The sequence below is a fragment of the Brevibacillus soli genome (assembly GCF_044759095.2).
In the GTDB taxonomy this organism is placed as follows: domain Bacteria; phylum Bacillota; class Bacilli; order Brevibacillales; family Brevibacillaceae; genus JBIYSM02.
This window is the reverse complement of record NZ_JBIYSM020000030.1, coordinates 1-17560: the sequence shown is the minus strand read 5'-3', so window position 1 is coordinate 17560 and position 17560 is coordinate 1. Positions and strand designations below refer to the sequence as shown.

21 protein-coding genes are annotated in these 17560 nt (G+C 53.3%); 19 read left to right on the top strand and 2 right to left on the bottom strand.

Translation table 11 applies throughout. The annotated features are described in order from the left end of the window. Nucleotide 1 precedes the first annotated feature (1 nt). Nucleotides 2-1504 carry an alpha/beta hydrolase gene (locus tag ACE99V_RS13340; RefSeq protein WP_400491585.1) on the top strand — a complete coding sequence of 501 codons (1503 nt, stop codon included), beginning with the start codon at nucleotides 2-4 and terminating at the stop codon, nucleotides 1502-1504. Nucleotides 1505-1654: 150 nt separating this feature from the next. Then, nucleotides 1655-3154 carry a degradosome RNA helicase CshA gene (gene cshA / locus ACE99V_RS13335; protein WP_400491584.1) on the top strand — a complete coding sequence of 500 codons (1500 nt, stop codon included), beginning with the start codon at nucleotides 1655-1657 and terminating at the stop codon, nucleotides 3152-3154. Nucleotides 3155-3487: 333 nt separating this feature from the next. On the opposite strand, the gene ACE99V_RS13330 is transcribed toward cshA, so the two are convergent. Next, nucleotides 3488-3943 carry a hypothetical protein gene (locus tag ACE99V_RS13330; RefSeq protein WP_400491583.1) on the bottom strand — a complete coding sequence of 152 codons (456 nt, stop codon included), beginning with the start codon at nucleotides 3941-3943 and terminating at the stop codon, nucleotides 3488-3490. Between the two features lie 241 nt (nucleotides 3944-4184). On the opposite strand from ACE99V_RS13330, the gene ACE99V_RS13325 reads away from it, so the two are divergent. Continuing rightward, nucleotides 4185-5303 (top strand): D-alanine--D-alanine ligase, encoded by a 1119-nt coding sequence (locus ACE99V_RS13325; RefSeq protein ID WP_400491582.1) that lies wholly within the window; start codon nucleotides 4185-4187, stop codon nucleotides 5301-5303. A 64-nt stretch (nucleotides 5304-5367) separates the two neighbouring features. Here the strand turns inward: ACE99V_RS13325 and ACE99V_RS13320 are convergent, their stop codons facing one another. Next, a complete protein-coding gene (locus ACE99V_RS13320) occupies nucleotides 5368-6744 on the bottom strand; it encodes a UDP-N-acetylmuramoyl-tripeptide--D-alanyl-D-alanine ligase (protein ID WP_400491581.1) in 1377 nt (458 codons plus the stop codon). 177 nt (nucleotides 6745-6921) lie between these two features. Between ACE99V_RS13320 and ACE99V_RS13315 the strand changes: the two genes are divergently transcribed. From ACE99V_RS13315 to recO, 16 genes are all read left to right on the top strand, one after another. Then, complete coding sequence (locus ACE99V_RS13315) at nucleotides 6922-7245, top strand: histidine triad nucleotide-binding protein (protein ID WP_400491580.1); 324 nt, start codon at nucleotides 6922-6924, stop codon at nucleotides 7243-7245. 106 nt (nucleotides 7246-7351) lie between these two features. Next, nucleotides 7352-7525, top strand: coding sequence for a 30S ribosomal protein S21 (rpsU, locus tag ACE99V_RS13310; protein ID WP_400491579.1), 174 nt, complete (start codon nucleotides 7352-7354; stop codon nucleotides 7523-7525). A 17-nt stretch (nucleotides 7526-7542) separates the two neighbouring features. After that, entirely contained in the window at nucleotides 7543-7989 is a 447-nt protein-coding gene (locus ACE99V_RS13305; protein WP_400491578.1) for a GatB/YqeY domain-containing protein, read from the top strand. Between the two features lie 197 nt (nucleotides 7990-8186). Beyond that, nucleotides 8187-9530, top strand: coding sequence for an NfeD family protein (locus ACE99V_RS13300; RefSeq protein ID WP_400491577.1), 1344 nt, complete (start codon nucleotides 8187-8189; stop codon nucleotides 9528-9530). Between the two features lie 6 nt (nucleotides 9531-9536). After that, nucleotides 9537-10541: a flotillin-like protein FloA gene (floA, locus tag ACE99V_RS13295; protein WP_400491576.1), complete on the top strand. Its 1005-nt coding sequence runs from the start codon at nucleotides 9537-9539 to the stop codon at nucleotides 10539-10541. Between the two features lie 12 nt (nucleotides 10542-10553). After that, nucleotides 10554-11021: a hypothetical protein gene (locus ACE99V_RS13290; RefSeq protein ID WP_400491575.1), complete on the top strand. Its 468-nt coding sequence runs from the start codon at nucleotides 10554-10556 to the stop codon at nucleotides 11019-11021. Between the two features lie 153 nt (nucleotides 11022-11174). Then, nucleotides 11175-11372, top strand: a complete 198-nt coding sequence (locus tag ACE99V_RS13285; RefSeq protein WP_400491574.1) for a sigma-70 family RNA polymerase sigma factor — start codon at nucleotides 11175-11177, stop codon at nucleotides 11370-11372. A 126-nt stretch (nucleotides 11373-11498) separates the two neighbouring features. Beyond that, nucleotides 11499-11777, top strand: coding sequence for a sporulation protein YqfC (gene yqfC / locus ACE99V_RS13280; RefSeq protein WP_400491573.1), 279 nt, complete (start codon nucleotides 11499-11501; stop codon nucleotides 11775-11777). Nucleotides 11778-11818: 41 nt separating this feature from the next. After that, nucleotides 11819-13030 (top strand): sporulation protein YqfD, encoded by a 1212-nt coding sequence (gene yqfD, locus ACE99V_RS13275; protein ID WP_400491572.1) that lies wholly within the window; start codon nucleotides 11819-11821, stop codon nucleotides 13028-13030. A gap of 27 nt (nucleotides 13031-13057) precedes the next feature. Beyond that, nucleotides 13058-14032, top strand: a complete 975-nt coding sequence (locus ACE99V_RS13270) for a PhoH family protein (protein ID WP_400491571.1) — start codon at nucleotides 13058-13060, stop codon at nucleotides 14030-14032. Nucleotides 14033-14078: 46 nt separating this feature from the next. Continuing rightward, a complete protein-coding gene (ybeY, locus tag ACE99V_RS13265; protein WP_400491621.1) occupies nucleotides 14079-14528 on the top strand; it encodes an rRNA maturation RNase YbeY in 450 nt (149 codons plus the stop codon). A gap of 10 nt (nucleotides 14529-14538) precedes the next feature. After that, nucleotides 14539-14916 (top strand): diacylglycerol kinase, encoded by a 378-nt coding sequence (locus ACE99V_RS13260; protein ID WP_400491570.1) that lies wholly within the window; start codon nucleotides 14539-14541, stop codon nucleotides 14914-14916. 157 nt (nucleotides 14917-15073) lie between these two features. Beyond that, nucleotides 15074-15472 carry a cytidine deaminase gene (locus tag ACE99V_RS13255; RefSeq protein WP_400491569.1) on the top strand — a complete coding sequence of 133 codons (399 nt, stop codon included), beginning with the start codon at nucleotides 15074-15076 and terminating at the stop codon, nucleotides 15470-15472. After that, a complete protein-coding gene (gene era / locus ACE99V_RS13250; RefSeq protein ID WP_400491568.1) occupies nucleotides 15465-16382 on the top strand; it encodes a GTPase Era in 918 nt (305 codons plus the stop codon). The genes ACE99V_RS13255 and era overlap by 8 nt, the downstream gene beginning before the upstream one ends. Nucleotides 16383-16576: 194 nt before the next feature. Beyond that, nucleotides 16577-16732, top strand: coding sequence for a YqzL family protein (locus ACE99V_RS13245; RefSeq protein WP_400491567.1), 156 nt, complete (start codon nucleotides 16577-16579; stop codon nucleotides 16730-16732). Then, a complete protein-coding gene (recO, locus tag ACE99V_RS13240; RefSeq protein ID WP_400491566.1) occupies nucleotides 16723-17475 on the top strand; it encodes a DNA repair protein RecO in 753 nt (250 codons plus the stop codon). The genes ACE99V_RS13245 and recO overlap by 10 nt, the downstream gene beginning before the upstream one ends. Nucleotides 17476-17560 lie beyond the last annotated feature (85 nt).

Sequence of the window (17560 nt, the reverse complement as noted above, 5' to 3'; positions counted from 1 at the left end):
CGTGAACAAACGATGGAGTGCCATGCTGGTGACAACCGCACTTCTCTTCCCTCTGGCAGCAGGGGGCTTTTCCGAAGCACATGCCGCTACTTCACCGGTTATTCCCGGGGCTCACAGCGTTACCGTCACCAAGTTTGACGGCAAAAACGACAACTGGTTGACCACCCTGAACCCGGCGCAGTTTACTGCGGCCACGTTGTTCGGAAACATCGGTTTGGCACCGGTAGCCTGGGGGGGCTGGGAAGAGATGTACGATCCGGCCCAGGTCGCCGGTACACAGGTAAACGGCATGTTTGAGGATGCCAAATTTGTCATCCGCGTCCCGGAAGACTGGAACGGCAAGCTGGTTGTTTCGGGAATCCCGGCGACACGCAATGAAACAGCCACCGACTTGCTGTTCAGCGATTACGTGCTGTCAAAAGGGTATGCTTTCGCTGCGATCGACAAGGGCACGCAGGGGGAAATCGATCCGAGCGATCCGTTGGCCAAGGTTAAAAATGCGCTGGCCGGTAAAGACGATTCACTGACGGAGTGGAATATGCGCTTCCGCCAGATTACCAAAGCGGCCCAGGCCTATCTCGCGACCCATTACCAAAACATGCTGATCGATGATGATGACGACGACAATCCGGCGAGCAGGCTCGTATCGAAAAAGCATCCCGTCCCTACATACGCGATCGGCATCTCCAACGGAGGATACGTCGTGCGTTACGCCCTGGAAAACGACGATCCAAAGAAGACAAAGGAACCGGCTCTGTTCGACGGAGGGGTAGACTGGGAGGGTGTGCTGTGGCGAGCTGACCAGCCTAATTTGATTACCACCCTGACCGATGTGGTGAACCATGCGGAAGCAGCGATTTTCGGCAGGGGTGACGAGCAGGAAAAAGCGCAGCAAGCGTTGTATGATGCCGGTGTCCCGAAGGGCTCGGAAAAGATGTGGGCCTACCATGACCAGATCTACTGGTTTGTCTCGCTGAACATCTACCGGGATGAATTTGACCCGAAAGCGCCGAAACGGCTGGACTGGCAAGATTATCTGAAGTTCAACGCGGACGGAACACGGGATCGCTCCCATGACGATATCTTTGAAAAATACGATTTTACCAAGCGGCCCGGCAAGGTGAAAAAGAAAGTGGAGAAGATTCAGAATACGGGCAAGATCAATGTGCCGCTCATCTCCGTGCACGGCAGCTGGGATGCGTTGATCTTCCCCGAAGTTCACGGAACCGCGTATCAGAAGCTGGTGAAAAAAGCGGGCAAAGCGGATCTTCACCGTCTCTACATGGTGGAAAAAGGGAACCATGTCGACAGTCTGGTCTGGAGCAAATCCGACCCTGACAAAGAAATGCAGCCCCTCCTGCCTTACGTGCACCAGAGCTTTGACCTGTTGGTGAAGTGGGTGGAAGAAGGGGAGGAAGCGCCAAAGAGTAAAACCATCCCGGTGCCAGAGGATTCCACCAAGGTGATCGACATTGAAACCGGAGACGAAATCGAGCCGTATTAAGCGCGAAAAACCGCTGTTTCCAAAGGAGATAGCGGTTTTTCTTTTGTTTTTACTCAAAGTCTGCTAGAATGAATTGTCTGGGCATGCGCATGCCGGCCCGGAAAAAGCGGAAAAATGTGCGGTAGTACACATAAAAGGAGCTATAATGAATTGAAGACATTTTACGAGTTAGGACTGCATTACAATATCGTGAGAGCCATTGCGGACATGGGATTTGAAGAGGCCACCCCGATTCAGGAGCAGGTCATTCCGGTTGCGAAGACCGGGAGCGACCTGATCGGGCAAGCTCAGACAGGGACGGGAAAGACTGCTGCGTTTTCCATTCCCCTCTTGGAAAAGATAGATCCTGCATCAGATAAAATTCAAGGATTGGTACTGGCGCCGACACGGGAGCTGGCCATCCAGGTTGCCGAAGAAATCGCCCGTTTGGGAACTCACACGGGTGTTCGCACTCTTCCCATCTACGGCGGGCAGGATATTCAGCGGCAAATCCGCGCTCTGAAAAACCGTCCGCATATTATCATTGCAACGCCGGGACGGCTGATCGACCACATGGAACGGCGCACCATCCGTCTGTCCGACGTGCATACGGTTGTGCTGGACGAAGCAGATGAAATGCTGAACATGGGTTTTCTGGAGGAAATCCAAAAGATCCTGGCCGGCGTGCCGGAAGAGCGTCAGACCATGCTCTTCTCTGCAACCATGCCCCCTCAGATTCGCAAGCTGGCTGATCAGTTCCTGAAGAACCCTGTACACATCTCCGTCATGCCGAAATCCGTACAGTCCCCGCAGATCGAGCAATTCTACATTGAGGTGCCGGAGCGGCAGAAGTTCGATACGCTTTGTCGTCTGGTGGACATGGAAACCCCGGAGTTGGGCGTTGTCTTCGGTCGCACGAAGCGCCGCGTTGACGAGCTGGCCAGCGGGCTGCAAAAGCGCGGCTATCTGGCGGAAGGCCTGCACGGCGACTTGTCCCAGAACCAGCGTGACCAGGTGATGCGCAAGTTCCGCGAAGGGCAGATTGAGCTGTTGGTGGCCACCGACGTGGCAGCCCGCGGGATTGATGTGTCCAACGTAACGCACGTGTACAATTTCGATGTTCCGCAGGATCCCGAAAGCTACGTTCACCGCATCGGTCGTACCGGTCGAGCCGGACGGGAGGGTGTTGCCATCACACTGGTGACCCCGCGTGAGACGGACCACCTGCATTTTATTGAGAAGGTCAACAAACTGCGCATCAAGAAGCGGCCGGTTCCGACATCGGCCGAAGCCCTCACAGGTCAGCTTCAGGCTACCGTGGAAAAGCTTACCGACACGATGGAGACAGGGCAGCTGGATGCCTATCTCCACGTAGCCAACGACCTTCTGGACAATCACGATTCCAGCCGTCTGGTTGCGGCAGCGTTGAAGCTGTTGACACGCGAGACAAGCGATATCACCGTAGAACTTACCCCGGAAAAACCGCTTCGCACGAAAAAAGTGCACCAGGGGGATGGAAAGGGCAATCGATTTGGCTCCAAAGGCCGACGGGACGGCAAAGAGGGGTTTCGCGACGGACGCCGCGGAGGGCGCGGCGAGTTTCGCGGTGAGTTCCGCGGGGAGAAAAAGCGGAAGCAGCCGGTTGACAAAGATCGGTTTGTACGTCAATAAAAACAATGAGACCTCGTTGGGATTGCCCGACGAGGTTTATTCGATGCATTTTCCTATACAGTAATTTGAAAAGGGTTCGGGGCCCCGCCCGGCGAGAAAAGGGATCCCACTCGGCTCAGCGATAGCTACCGCCGAGTGGGGTGAGAATAGCTAATGCCGGGTGGGTTTTCTTATCGTGTAGGAAAGTTTAAGGGCTTCACCGTGTGAAAGCGCCCTGAAATAAACTTTCCGGAATGCATAAAAAGTTTCCTCTAACGAAGAACCAGCTTCTCCGAGAGGGCTTCAATCGATGCTTTTTTTACGCAAACTGTGTATCGGACAGTACTCGTTGGATCACTTCGAGGGCCGCTTGATGCCCAGCTCTTTGCCCAGCAAGACTTGTCCCTCGGCCGGAGTCCCGCTGCGCGTATGGACAAGGATCTCCAGCTCATGCCGAAGCAGGTGTCCGACGATGTGCATTTGAACCTTGCCGATTTCCCGTTCCCTGCGCCGGTCGTGCTCCAGATATTTGGCCTGCGCCATGCTTTCTTCGACATACTTGTCGATGTCGTCCTCCAGAAAGTGAGACGCCGTGCATATAATGTTCTGGTACTCCTCCGTCTTGGAAGGAAGGGTGCGGATGGTATGGCCGAGATGGGCGAGCAAGAACTTGTTCAGGACGGTGCTGTTTCGCGTATATTCGTTATGCAGCAGGGAATATTCGCCCAGGAACGTTCCGTCCTCCTTGTCATAGCTGTGGAGCAGTGTGTAGGATGAACAGTACGTGCAGAAAAGCAAGTAATCTCTCATGGACATTCCCCCATGCCAATGATTGCCTGTGCCGAGTTCGTTCCGGTTACTTGTATGATATGGTGAACGACTAGCGTAGGTGATACTCCTGTCCCTTGTTTTCCGCGGATGCATTGTGTATGCTGTGAGATGGGATCAGGCGCCATGGGGCAGATTGCTCCGCGGCGCATAAACATAGTAGGGATGAATGGAATTGGTAGCCTCTTTGTGTCTGCAGAGAGGGAAAGGAGCAGGCTTTTTCATGGGAGAGAAAATTCGTCTTGGCATTATTTACGGAGGAAAATCCTCTGAGCATGAAGTTTCACTGCGCACCGCTATGGCCATCATGAACGCGGTAGACTCTGACAAGTATGAATTGATACCGCTTTACGTACAATTGGACGGAAACTGGATCAAAGGACAGCCAATCACCGGCAAGCTGAAAGGGATTGATACACTGCGTTTGACAGAAGGAAATACGTCCAAATGTGCTCCGGCCCATGCGGGTGAAATCGTACCGGTGCAAAAAGCCTCCCCTGTTTTTGGGATCGGGGAGGAAGTGGACGTAATTTTCCCGGTGGTGCACGGTCCGAACGGCGAGGACGGAACCATTCAGGGGCTGCTGGAGCTGGCCAATCTGCCATATGTAGGGGCAGGTGTCATGGCATCCGCTGTCGGTCTCGACAAATGGATGATGAAAAACGTCTTTGCGCAAGCGGGATTGCCGCAGGTGAAGTACATCGGCGTGCTGCGCTCGCAATGGGAGCGGAATCAAGAGGAGGTAGTCCGGCGGATCGAGCAGGAATTGGGCTATCCATGCTTTGTCAAGCCTGCCAACATGGGTTCCAGCGTAGGCATCAGCAAGGCAAAAAACCGGGCTGAGCTTTTGGAAGCGATGAACCTGGCAGCCAAATTCGATCGCCGCTTGATCATCGAGCAGTTTGTCAAAGCACGTGAACTGGAAATCGGTGTGCTGGGCAACGAGGAATTGCTCACTTCCGTCGTCGGAGAAGTCATCGCTGCGAAGGAATTTTACGATTACGAAGCGAAGTACAAAGGCGCCGGCACCGAACTGCAAATCCCGGCCAAAATTCCCCAGCACGTAGAGCAGCAGATTGTGGAGATGGCCAAACAGGCTTACCGTGCGCTCGACGCATCCGGTCTTTCCAGGGTTGACTTTTTCTGGGACGAAGAGAATGACCAGCTGTATATGAACGAAGTAAACACCATGCCTGGCTTTACGCCGTACAGCATGTACCCGATGCTGTTCCAGGCGTCTGGCATCAGCTACAGCGAACTGATCGACCGGCTCGTGAAGCTTGCGCTGGATCGACATGCCGATAAACAACGCAATATCGTGGCGGCCGAAGAATTGGAATAAGAAAACGAAAAAATCCGTCTCTCCCCAGGAGTGGCGGATTTTTTCAATCATAAAAAAGCCTTTATCAAACCAGCAGCTCTTGAATCAGCGTCTCCAGCTTCATCCCGCGTGAACCTTTAAACAGAATGGCATGCTCAGCCGTATCGAGCGATTGAAGTGTTTTCAGAGCCTCCTCCTTGGCAGCAAAGTGGCACTTTTCCCCGTGATACGCTTCATGGATGAAGCGGGATTGCTCTCCGATGGAGATCAAGAGGGCAAATCGATCCACATAGGTATTGGCGAACGCACCTACCTGTGCGTGCATGGATGCGCTCTCCGATCCCAACTCAAACATGTCCGCCAAGACAAGCACTTTTCTTCGATCGGGGAACAGCTCTGCAAAAGTGGAGATTGCCGCTTCCATGGAAGAAGGGCTGGCGTTGTACGCGTCATTAATGAGAACGGCGCCGCGAGCGGAGTTCAGGACCTGGAAGCGCATCGCCGACAGGCTCACGGTCGACAGAGCGGACTGAATCTCCTCACGTTCCATTCCAAAGCGCTGCGCAATCGCGATGGCAGGCAGTGCATTCAGGACGTTGTGTTGTCCGAACAGCGGCAGGAAGACGGAAAAACCTTCTCCTGAGGAAAAGCGTACGTCAAAGCGGGTGCCGCGCTCGTCGCTTTTGATGTTTTCCGCCCAGATATCGGCCGGCCCCTCGACGGAGTAGTAGAGAATCGTGCCCGGATACAAGTGGGCCACCTGACGAAGATACGGGTTGTCTCCATTAAGCAGAACCAGCCCGTCCGGATCGGTGTGCGGCAGAAGCTCCGCTTTGGCCAGGGCAATTTTTTCCCTGCTACCGAAGTACTCCATGTGTGCGTCGCCAATGTGGGTAATCACGCTGATCTTTGGCTGTACCAATGAAGCGAGCAGGTCAATCTCCCCGGCGTGATTCATGCCCAGCTCGAGAACAGCGGCTTGATGTGCATCATCCAGCTGCAGCAGGGAGTACGGTACGCCGAGGTGGTTGTTGAGATTTTTAAATGTCTTGTAAACAGGAAGCTTGCTTTCCAACAGATGGGCAATCATGTCCTTGGTGGTCGTCTTGCCGTTGCTGCCCGTCACGGCGACGAACGGGAAGGAAAAGCCTCTGCGATACGCCGCCGCCAGTTTTTGAAATGCGCGAAGGGTATCATTGACCAGGAGCAAGCCGAATTCCGCAGGCAAATCCCGGGGGATCTTCGTTTGATCGGAGATGATTGCCGCACGAGCGCCGTTGTCGGCCGCTTGCAGGAGAAAGTCGTGTCCATCTCTCCCCTTTCCCTGAATCGCGACAAACAAAGCTCCAGGTGTCAGCTCGCGGGTGTCGAAGTGAACGGAGCCGACGGTACTCGCAGGCTCCCCTTGGAGCAGCAGTCCTTCAGCCATGGAGGCTGCCCGTTCCAATGAGATCGGTTTCATGCCCATATCTCCTTTTTCCTATGGTATCGAAGTCATGCTATCACGAGCCTTGCCTTGGCGGCAAGCAATTTTCCCAAGGCTGCTCTTGCAAGCAGGAGTTTTTATTCGCTATAGTGAAAGTGATATCCACGAATACATATGAACTTGCACCACACGTTACAAGAGGGAGGTACCTATATGGAAAAAAGCATATTTACCAGAATCATGGATAAAGAAATCCCGGCCCGTTTTGAGTACGAAGACGATTTAGTGATCGTCATTCACGACATCGCTCCGAAGGCGCCGATCCATCTTTTGATCATCCCGCGCAAACCGATCCCTACACTAATGGACGTGACGGAAGAGGATCTGCCGTTGATCGGCCACATCCACACCGTAGCGCAAAAGCTGGCGAAAAAGCTGGATCTGAAAGGCTTCCGCCTGGTTAACAATTGCGGAAAAGAGGGCGGACAGGAAGTTTTCCACATCCATTATCACTTCCTGGCTGGTTTCCAGGAATAATTTTCGTGTCGAGGTTGACCTGTTTTGCCTATCTGTCCTATAATGAAGTGTGACAGTCTGTGGTCATACAGTTGTCCCACGGTTTTAGCGGAGGGAGGGAAGACAGATGGCAGAAATTCGAGTCAAGAAAAACGAGTCTTTGGAGAGCGCACTTCGCCGCTTTAAGCGTGAAAGCGCAAAAGCTGGGGTATTGGCTGAACTGCGTAAACGCCGCCACTTTGAAAAGCCTAGCGTGAAACGCAAGAAAAAATCCGAAGCGGCTCGTAAACGCAAGTTTTAATATACGGGGGGCTCATCATGAGTGTAATGGAGCGACTCAATCAGGATATGAAGCAGGCGATGAAGGACAAGGCTGCGCTTAAGCTCTCTGTTATTCGCATGGTGAAAGCTGCACTGAAAAACGAAGAGATCAGCAAAGGCAGACCTTTGTCTGAAGACGAAGAGCTGACCATCTTGACCCGAGAGCTAAAACAACGCCGTGACTCCCTCCAGGAATTTGAAAAGGCAGGTCGTCAGGACCTCGCCGAAAAAACTCGCGAGGAAATCGATGTGCTCACCGTCTATTTGCCGGCCCAATTGAGCGAAGACGAGATTCGTCAAATCGTTCGGGAAGCGATTGCCGCAACAGGCGCCGCCTCCAAGAAAGAGATGGGCAAGGTGATGGGCGCCATCATGCCGAAGGTAAAAGGAAGAGCCGATGGCGGCCTCGTGCAGCGAATTGTATCTGAGGAACTACCTTCGTAATTGAGAGATTAACCTCATATAGATACGGCCGGAAAAACCCAGTCAGATGATGATTGGGTTTTTCTTTTTGGTTTCGGCCCCTGCCCTCTAAACGTGCGATGGCCGGACGGGCTTTAAAAAAATGAAACGATCCCGTTCCCTCCTCGTATACCATAGTAGCTATTCGTTGAGCATGGTAGAAGGGAGGTGTGAAAAGGATGAGTCTGACATGGCTGGGAAAGCGAAGTCATCGACTGCTGGCCTACGCGGCACTCACGGTGTTGAGTTTGGTTTACCTGTGCACAGGGACGATAGCTTTATCGCAAACCGAACCCCGAGCCGTATGGGTTCCTGTTGAACAGGGAATTGAGCGGGGATTGGAGAGCTTTCTGCAACGGGCTTTTTCCGAAGCAGCAGAGCAAGGGGCGACCCTCGTCATCCTGGATATCGATACGCCGGGAGGCGAAGTGGAAGCTGCAAGCAATATCGGTCAACTGATCAGGCAATCACCGATGAGGGTCGTCGCCTATATTGACAATCAAGCCTTTTCTGCCGGTACTTATATTGCTTTGAACGCAGATGAAATCGTGATGACTCCTGGGAGCAGCATGGGAGCGGCAGCGCCGATTGATCTGGCAGGGAACGCGGCCGGCATAAAAATCGTATCAGCATGGTCGGATAAAATGGCGGCCGCAGCAAAACTGAACAACCGCAACCCTGACGTGGCAAGGGCGATGGTGGAGATCGACAGGGAATTTCCCGGCTTGAAGAGCAAGGGAACGATTTTGTCGCTTGATGCAGAACGGGCGAAACAGCTGGGTTACGCCGACCGGGTTGTCACCGGAAAACTGGAGTTGTTTCAGCACCTGGGTGTAAACGACAAGGCCGTTACGCTGATCGAGCCGACCATGGGCGAAAAGGTGGCTCGCTTCGTCACCAGTCCGGTGGTGATGAGTTCCCTGTTGATTATCGGTCTGGTGGGAATTGTCGTTGAGCTGTTCATGCCTGGCTTCGGAATCGCCGGTACGGTTGGCCTGTGTGCGTTTGCGCTGTACTTCTTCGGGCACTATGTGGCTGGATTTGCGAACTGGCTGCATATCGGACTGTTTATCATCGGAATCTTGCTGATGATTCTGGAAATCTTCCTGCCAGGCGGCATAGTCGGCGGTATCGGCTTTATCAGCCTGGTAAGCGGGCTGGTAATGGCGGCCTACGATACTCAGCAGGGAATTGCTTCTCTGGGCATCGCGTTTGTCGTAACGGTGATCGTCGCGTTCCTGCTGGTGAAGCGGTACGGACTGCGGGGTCTGTGGAGCAAGTTTATTCTGGGTGACGTCCAGCGAAACGAAGCGGGTTACGTCGCTGTCAGGGACCAGCGCGATCTGGTCGACAAGGCAGGTATTGCTTTAACTGCGCTTCGCCCCGCCGGCGTCGTCAAGATAGACGGCAAACGGGTAGACGCAGTCAGTGGAGGAGGCTTTATCGCGGCAGGAACACCTGTCATCGTTGTACAGGTTGAGGGCTCGCGGGTGGTGGTTCAAGAACAAGAACAAAAGGAGTAGATACGCATGCTGGAAAGCGGGTTAATCCCTCTCATTTTTATGGTTGCAGTGGCAATTGTCGTCCTGTCCGTCTTTTTCTCCTTCGTGCCGGTCATGCTGTGGATTTCGGCGCTGGCTTCCGGAGTGCACGTAGGGATCATTACATTGGTTGCCATGCGTCTTCGTCGGGTCATCCCGTCGCGGATCGTCAATCCGTTGATTAAGGCGCGCAAAGCTGGATTGGAGCTGGATACCAATCAATTGGAAAGCCACTACCTTGCCGGCGGCAACGTGGATCGTGTCGTGGACGCTCTTGTCGCTGCACAGCGCGCGGATATTCCGCTTGGCTTCGAACGCGCTGCTGCGATTGATTTGGCCGGTCGCGATGTTTTGGAAGCGGTACAGATGAGCGTCAACCCCAAGGTAATCGAGACGCCGATCGTCGCAGCGATGGCAAAAGACGGCATCGAGGTGCGGGCAAAAGCAAAAGTAACGGTTCGCGCGAACATTGACCGTCTGGTTGGCGGTGCCGGTGAGGAAACGATTATTGCCCGGGTTGGCGAAGGAATCGTGTCGACAATCGGTTCTTCCGACAGTCACAAAGATGTGCTGGAAAACCCTGACCGCATCTCGCAAACCGTGTTGAACAAAGGATTGGACGCCGGAACCGCATTTGAAATCCTCTCGATCGACATCGCTGATGTGGATGTGGGGAAAAACATCGGAGCGCAGCTGCAGACCGATCAGGCGGAAGCGGATAAACGCATCGCCCAGGCGAAAGCGGAAGAGCGCCGTGCGATGGCAGTGGCGCAGGAGCAGGAAATGAAGGCAAGGGTGCAGGAGATGAGGGCGAAAGTTGTCGAAGCGGAAGCGCAAGTGCCGCTCGCTCTTGCCGAAGCGCTGCGCAGCGGCAATCTCGGCGCGATGGACTACTACAACCTGCAGAACATCAGTGCGGATACTCAAATGCGCCAGGCCTTCGGCAATACCGGGGACAAACCAAAACCAAGTCAAGACGACGACAAGAAGTAAGGACAGACAACGATGGAAAATCTCCTGTTTGATCTGTTGGAAGTGGCGATTGTCCTGATCGGGAAGTTTTGGTTTGTCATTCTCGGATATATCGGCTACAAGCTGTTTGGCGGATTGGGAAAACGGGCAGGCAAAGGCGTCTCACAAGGAAAGCCGCGTCAGGTGGTGCTCACACCTGTGGAAGGAGGAGGCTTTCCGAGATGGGAACAGCGTTCAAAGCCGGAAGAGGTCTCCGAGCGAATGGACAGTAACGAGGCAAAGGCAGCATGGACAGAGACGGAGGACGGCAACCTGAATGCAGCCGAGCCATCGACAAGAGGCGAATTCCTTGTTTCCGATCCTGATCCGGAGGAAAAAAAGGACGCGCTTGACCTTGACCTCGACCCACGCGAGGGATTAAAATGGGCGATCATTTACGGACCGCCGCGTGCCAAGGCCCCGTATGCACCGTCATACTTGTCACGCAAACGGAATGCATAGATGCTCGAGACGAACGGAAATCCGTTCGTCTTTTTTCGTTGAATCGAAACTTGTCGAACGTCTCCTCTTGTCACCCCATTCACGTTCTTCTATTCTGAAAATAGATCAAGTAGGAAAATAGTAGGATTGTGAGAGGATAGGTGTCGAAAAAAGATGGAAAAAAAGACACTGGAACAGATGAGCCGCTTCCGGCAGAAGGTAATTCGACTGGTAATTTTTGAGAAAAAATCCGTCTATGAAACGGCAATCCTTTGTGGCTGTAATGCTGAAAAAGTGAAACGGGTTCTAAAAAAGTGGAAGATGCTGTCCCGGTTGAGAGAGCAAGAATCTCTGCCAGTTCCGAAAGAGTAGACAAGACGTGCCCTGTTCCTTGCAGGAATTGCAAGGGGCGGGGCGCTTTTTTTTGGTTATGATTTTTGCCCCCTTCCGCATAAGGTTTAGAGAAGAAAACGCTGCACCCTGAAGGGGGGCTTACATATGAAGCGTTGGAGCCGCCGACTGCGCCATTTGGCTGTTGGCGTATTGGATTTGCCGCAGGATGTGGTCTTGGAAGTCCCTCGCATCACCATGATTGGTCATCTGCAGATGTATATTGAAAATCACCGCGGAGTTCTGCACTTCAGTGAAAAGGAGCTCCGCTTGCTATTAACCAAGGGGCAGCTGATCGTTTCCGGTGAACAGCTAGTCATCCGTGCGATTTTGCCGGAGGAAGTACTCCTGGAAGGAAGAATTTCCGCTGTCAAATTTGTGGAATAGCCGTACGCGATCAAATTGAGTAGAAGGCGGGGACAAAACAGATGCGCAATACATGGAAAGAATGGATAGAGGGACACATTACCATTACCGTTCGGGGAAAACGGTTTGAACGGTTTCTCAACATGGCGGTTCGCGAAGGCGTTCACATCTGGAACATCCGCCGGGTACAGCCTGATGTAAGCCGGTGTGACATCATGATCCGCGACTATTTTCGCCTTCGTCCGCTTTTAAAGGAGACAGGCTGTCGCTGCCACGTGGAACAGCGTGAAGGGTTGCCTTTCTGGCTGATTCGTCTGCGCAGGCGTTCGGGTTTTGCCTTGGGTGCCCTCGTTTTTCTTTTTGGATTGTACATGCTCTCTACGTTTGTCTGGAGCGTGGAAGTGTTGGGAACCAAACAGATTCCCCCTGAAAGAGTGAGCGAAGCTGCCGAAAAAATCGGGATTAAAGAGGGGGCCTGGAAGGTCAAACTAAAAGAACCGCAGGAATTGCAACGGGAACTGTCAGGCATGCTTCCCGAAGCCTCCTATGTGATTGTTGACATCAAGGGGACGAAGGCGATGATTCAGGTCGTGGAAAAAGACGAGCCCAAATCTCCCAAAGCGACAGGCCCTCGCAACCTCGTCGCAAAAAAGCGGGCCGTGATTCATGGAATCCTGGCGGAAGCGGGCAAACCCATGGTATCTGTCAACCAGTTCGTGGATAAGGGGCAAGTGCTGATTTCCGGCATTATCGGCAATGATACAAGACAAAGCGCAGTTTCTGCCCGCGGGAAAGTAGAGGGAGAGGTGTGGTATGTGAGCAACATCTCGCTGCCGCTCTCTCAAGTCCTTTACCAATTCACGGGAGACAAGCAGCAGAAACAATATCTTGTTCTGGGGCCGTATGCCGTGCAGGTTTGGCCGCTCCGGGAAGAGCCGTTCGCTCGGTTCAAGGCTGAGGATCAGCGCTATCAGTTCACGTATGACCGTTTTACCCTGCCCGTCAGCTGGAAAACGGTCACGCTTTCCGAGATAGAGCCCGTCAAGCGGCAGTTGAGTATGGATGAAGCAGTAGAGGCGGGAAAAAGGGCTGCTCGTCAGGATGTATTGGCACGTGCCGGAGAGAACGCCAGCATCAAGGACGAAAAAGTTTTGCACGTAAAAGCAGAGAATGGTAAAGTTTATGTGAGTATGCATTTTTCCGTAATAGAAGACATTGCCGTCGAGCAGCCGATCGTGGTTCCGCCCCCGGCTCCCGCTCACCATGGCAACTGATATCCGCTGCAAGGAGATGGATGCCTGTTGCACGTACAAGAAGAGGTTAAAATCCCGTTTACTGATGCATCCGAAGCATTAATGCTGTTCGGTCCCCACGATGCCTATCTGAAGCAAATCGAAGAGAAGACATCGGCCAAAATCCATACGCGAGACGGCGAGTTGGTCATCAGCGGCGACAAATCGGAAGTGGATAAGCTCTCCCGGTTGTTTGACGTCCTGCTGCAGTTGATTCGCCGAAGCATCACGCTATCCGAGCGCGACATCTCGTACGCGATGCAGCTCGTGGAAAAAGGGGAAGCGGAACAGCTCCTCGATTTGTACGAAGAGGAGGTTGCTCGCACGCAGAAGGGCAAACTGATTCGGGCGAAGACACTGGGTCAGCGACATTATCTTTCTGCGATCAAGCGCCACGATATCGTTTTCGGGATTGGACCGGCCGGTACCGGCAAAACCTATCTGGCGGTGGTCATGGCAGTCAACGCGTTGAAAAACGGACGGGTAAAGCGAATTGTCCTTACACGTCCGGCAGTAGAGGCTGGCGAGAGTCTTGGATTTCTGCCTGGAGACCTGCAGGAGAAGGTAGACCCGTACCTGCGCCCGCTCTATGATGCGCTCTACGACATGCTGGGCAACGAACAGGTGACGAAAATGATGGAACGGGGACTGATTGAAGTCGCTCCCCTGGCATATATGCGCGGACGAACGCTGGAAGACAGTTTCGTCATCTTGGATGAGGCCCAGAACACCACGCCGGAGCAGATGAAGATGTTCCTCACCCGGCTTGGTTTCGGCTCCAAGATGGTGGTAACCGGTGACGTCACCCAGATCGATCTGCCAAAAGGCAAAAAATCGGGGCTGCGGGAAGCAGAACGCATTCTTGAAGCGGTGAAGGAAGTCGCGTTCATCCGCTTCCAGGAAGCAGACGTTGTGCGGCACAGCCTGGTGCAAAAGATTATCGAGGCGTATGCCAAAGACGAAATCGATCACAGTTACAAGTAAAGGGAGAAAAGTTGAATTGCTATCCATTGAGATCTTACACGAGGGAATGGAACCAATCGACGAGGCGAAGCAAGATCTGCTGATTCGCTGTCTGCAGGCCGCGGCTGAGTCGGAAGAAGTGTCGGGAGAAGTCGTCGTCACCCTGGTGAACAACGAACGGATTCATGAACTGAACCGTCAGTACCGGGGGGTTGACCGTCCCACCGACGTGCTCTCTTTTGCCATGAACGAGGCAGGGGAAGGCGAAATGGACATCTATGTTGACGAGGAAGAGATCGAGGAGTTTCCCAACATGCTCGGGGATATCGTCATTTCCGTGCCGAAAGCGCAGGAACAGGCCAAGGAGTACGGACATTCACTCGAGCGGGAACTCGGCTTTCTGGCTGTCCACGGTTTCCTTCACCTGTTGGGCTATGATCACGGAACCGAGGAAGAAGAGAAGGAAATGTTTTCGCGTCAAGAGGCGATCCTGCAAAAAATAGGCTTGACGAGGTAGGAGATTCCGGTTGAAAGAGTGGACCCGCTTTGTACGAAGCGTTTCGTGCGCCGTTTCGGGCATCGCCTATACCGTAAAGACACAGCGAAACATGCAAATCCACGTCGTTGTCGCCGTCCTGGTTCTGCTGGCGGCGTGGTGGCTGCGAATTCCGCGCGGCGATGTTTTGCTGGTCTTTTTTTCTATCGCGCTGGTGCTTTCGTTGGAATTGGTCAACACCGCGTTGGAGGCTGCGGTGGATCTGGCATCCCCGGATTGGCATCCGAAGGCAAAAGCAGCGAAAGACGCCAGTGCCGGAGCTGTCCTTGTGGCCGCCGTATTGTCGGTTTGCGTAGGCATCGCCGTGTTGGGTCCGCCGTTGTGGAACAAGCTTTCCGCCTTGATGTAACCGCAAGGAACTGTGCTTTCAACCGGATTCGCTTTTAGATATGGAGGAGCTGATCTGGTTTCTTGGCATCCCCTTTCACGGAAGGGTCAGACATGCCCATGAAGGACGGGTTGAAGATGTTTAATCTGCAGAACGTAAGGGAAATGAGGGATCGTAGATGAACAGGCAAGATTTATTGGAACGGGCGATGGAAGCGAGGAAGCTGGCGTATGTGCCTTATTCCAAATTTCCCGTCGGTGCGGCGCTGCTGAGTGAAAGCGGCAAGGTGTACCTCGGCTGCAACATTGAGAATGCCGCATTCCCGCTGTGCAATTGTGCAGAGCGGACGGCGCTTTTTAAGGCCTATTCAGAAGGAGACCAGCGCTACAAGGCGATTGCCATCGTGGCCGACTCCCCGCAGCCGGTATCTCCCTGCGGGGCGTGCCGTCAGGTGATGGCGGAGCTCTGCCCGCCGAATATGCCGGTCATTTTGGCGAATACCAAAGGAGAAGTAACGGAGACAACCGTGTCCGCCCTTTTGCCTGGGGCGTTTACCAAGGAGGATTTACGTGGATAACCGCAAAACGAAAACCGCTTTCAAATCAGGCTTTGTCTCCATCGTGGGGCGGCCGAATGTGGGGAAATCAACGCTGTTGAACCACATTGTGGGACAAAAAATCGCCATTATGTCAAACAAGCCGCAGACGACGCGGAACAAGATTACCGCCGTTTATACAACCGAAGAGGGACAAATCATTTTTCTGGACACGCCGGGCATTCACAAGCCGAAGTCAAAGCTGGGCGATTACATGGTGTCCGTAGCGGAAAACACGCTGAATGAAGTCGACCTGGTCCTGTTCGTCGTTGACGCGACCGAAAAACGGGGCCCCGGGGACGACTACATCATTGAACGGTTGAAGCAGGTAAAAACCCCTGTCTTTCTGGTTATTAACAAGATTGACAAGGTCCATCCGGAAGAACTCCTGCCGATTATCGACGACTATCGCAAGCTGCTGAACTTCAAACAGATCGTGCCGATTTCCGCGTTGGAAGGAAACAACACAAGTGCCCTGGTCCAGGCCATTTTCGATGAGATGGAAGAAGGGCCGATGTACTATCCCGCCGACCAGGTTACGGATCATCCGGAGCGGTTTATCATCGCCGAGCTGATTCGGGAAAAGGTGCTGCATCTTACGCGTGAAGAGGTTCCGCACTCCATCGCCGTCACCGTTGAAGAGATGAAGCGGGGGGACAACGGAAAGACCCTGTACATTTACGCGGCCATTTACGTGGAACGGGATTCACAGAAAGGCATCCTGATCGGGGAAAAAGGAAAAATGCTGCGGGAAATCGGCAGCAGGGCCCGGGTTGACATCGAACGCCTGATGGGCGACAAGGTTTTCCTGGAGATCTGGATTAAAGTGAAGAAGGACTGGCGCAACCAGGAGCGGATGCTGCGCAACTTCGGCTTCTACGACGAGGAGTAAATTTACCCCAAAAAGGTGACGAGAGGCTCCGAAGTACATTCCGAGTACTTTTTGGGGGCCCCGCCGAACGCGAGCGTTAGCTTCCGTTCGGTGGGTATTCTATACGTGTCAATTTTTCCAAGGCATAGAAATACGGGCTAAGGTGAATCTAAGAAGGAAGTGGATACAGCCGATACAGGAAAGGATGATGCTGCATGCTTCGTGACTTTTCTTGGAGTTATTTTGCTTCAACCGGTGACATCCATGCCTACCTTCTTTATCGAGAGCACCATCAAACCTCTGTTGCCTGCGAGGAGGCAGAGTTTGAGTTCGCCCAAGAGGAACTGGGTGAAACGCACGCATGCTTGTAAAATGGGAAGGAATTGTCATCCGTAGTGTAGACTACGGAGAATCGAGCAAAGTCGTAACGCTGTTTACCAGGGAACACGGCAAAATCGGGATCATGGCTCGCGGCGCGAAAAAGGCCAAGAGCCGCCTCGGTGCCGTGTCACAGCTGTTTACCCACGGTTATTACCTGTGCAAGGCTGGATTAGGCACCTCCATGCCAGATCTGTCCCAAGGAGAAATCGTCGAGTCGTACCGTAATTTGCGGCAAAGCCTGACAGAGACAGCTTATGCCGCGTACATAGCAGAACTGCTGGATCGGCTGACCCATGAACGGGAGCCCAATCCCTTCCTGTTTCAGCTGTTGATGCTGACGTTTCGTTACCTCGACGAAGGCAGGGATGCGGAAATTCTCTGCCGGATTTTTGAGACCAAAATGCTTGCCGTAGCAGGTATCGCTCCCCAGCTTTCCGCATGCATCCACTGCGGGGCGGGGCAGGAACCTTTTGCGATCAGCGTATCGCAGGGGGGATTGCTCTGCCCTGCCTGTCTGTCGACCGATCCGTACGCCATAAGCGTATCTCCCTCCACCTGGAAGCTGCTCCGGCTGTTTCAGCTGTTTGATCTGGAACGGCTGGGTGATATCGAAGTGAAGCCGGCGACGCGCAGTCAGCTGAAGCATGTACTTCGCAGCTTCATGGACCAGCATCTCGATCTGCGTCTAAAAAGTCGCTCTTTTCTTGATCAAATCGAGCGAATGACTATGTGAGAGAGGAATGTCAATAGTCTGTGAAAATGTCACCTTATCTGTTCAGTGAAAATGTCACTTGAATATCAAATAAAGTGCCCCAGTG

Excerpts from the sequence above, each read along its gene's own strand:
- ACE99V_RS13330 (WP_400491583.1), bottom strand. The coding sequence starts at position 3,943 with ATGAGAGATTACTTGCTTTTCTGCACGTACTGTTCATCCTACACACTG.
- ACE99V_RS13325 (WP_400491582.1), top strand. The coding sequence starts at position 4,185 with ATGGGAGAGAAAATTCGTCTTGGCATTATTTACGGAGGAAAATCCTCT.
- ACE99V_RS13320 (WP_400491581.1), bottom strand. The coding sequence starts at position 6,744 with ATGAAACCGATCTCATTGGAACGGGCAGCCTCCATGGCTGAAGGACTG.
- ACE99V_RS13315 (WP_400491580.1), top strand. The coding sequence starts at position 6,922 with ATGGAAAAAAGCATATTTACCAGAATCATGGATAAAGAAATCCCGGCC.
- rpsU (WP_400491579.1), top strand. The coding sequence starts at position 7,352 with ATGGCAGAAATTCGAGTCAAGAAAAACGAGTCTTTGGAGAGCGCACTT.
- ACE99V_RS13305 (WP_400491578.1), top strand. The coding sequence starts at position 7,543 with ATGAGTGTAATGGAGCGACTCAATCAGGATATGAAGCAGGCGATGAAG.
- ACE99V_RS13300 (WP_400491577.1), top strand. The coding sequence starts at position 8,187 with ATGAGTCTGACATGGCTGGGAAAGCGAAGTCATCGACTGCTGGCCTAC.
- floA (WP_400491576.1), top strand. The coding sequence starts at position 9,537 with ATGCTGGAAAGCGGGTTAATCCCTCTCATTTTTATGGTTGCAGTGGCA.
- ACE99V_RS13290 (WP_400491575.1), top strand. The coding sequence starts at position 10,554 with ATGGAAAATCTCCTGTTTGATCTGTTGGAAGTGGCGATTGTCCTGATC.
- ACE99V_RS13285 (WP_400491574.1), top strand. The coding sequence starts at position 11,175 with ATGGAAAAAAAGACACTGGAACAGATGAGCCGCTTCCGGCAGAAGGTA.
- yqfC (WP_400491573.1), top strand. The coding sequence starts at position 11,499 with ATGAAGCGTTGGAGCCGCCGACTGCGCCATTTGGCTGTTGGCGTATTG.
- yqfD (WP_400491572.1), top strand. The coding sequence starts at position 11,819 with ATGCGCAATACATGGAAAGAATGGATAGAGGGACACATTACCATTACC.
- ybeY (WP_400491621.1), top strand. The coding sequence starts at position 14,079 with ATGGAACCAATCGACGAGGCGAAGCAAGATCTGCTGATTCGCTGTCTG.
- ACE99V_RS13255 (WP_400491569.1), top strand. The coding sequence starts at position 15,074 with ATGAACAGGCAAGATTTATTGGAACGGGCGATGGAAGCGAGGAAGCTG.
- ACE99V_RS13245 (WP_400491567.1), top strand. The coding sequence starts at position 16,577 with ATGCTTCGTGACTTTTCTTGGAGTTATTTTGCTTCAACCGGTGACATC.
- recO (WP_400491566.1), top strand. The coding sequence starts at position 16,723 with ATGCTTGTAAAATGGGAAGGAATTGTCATCCGTAGTGTAGACTACGGA.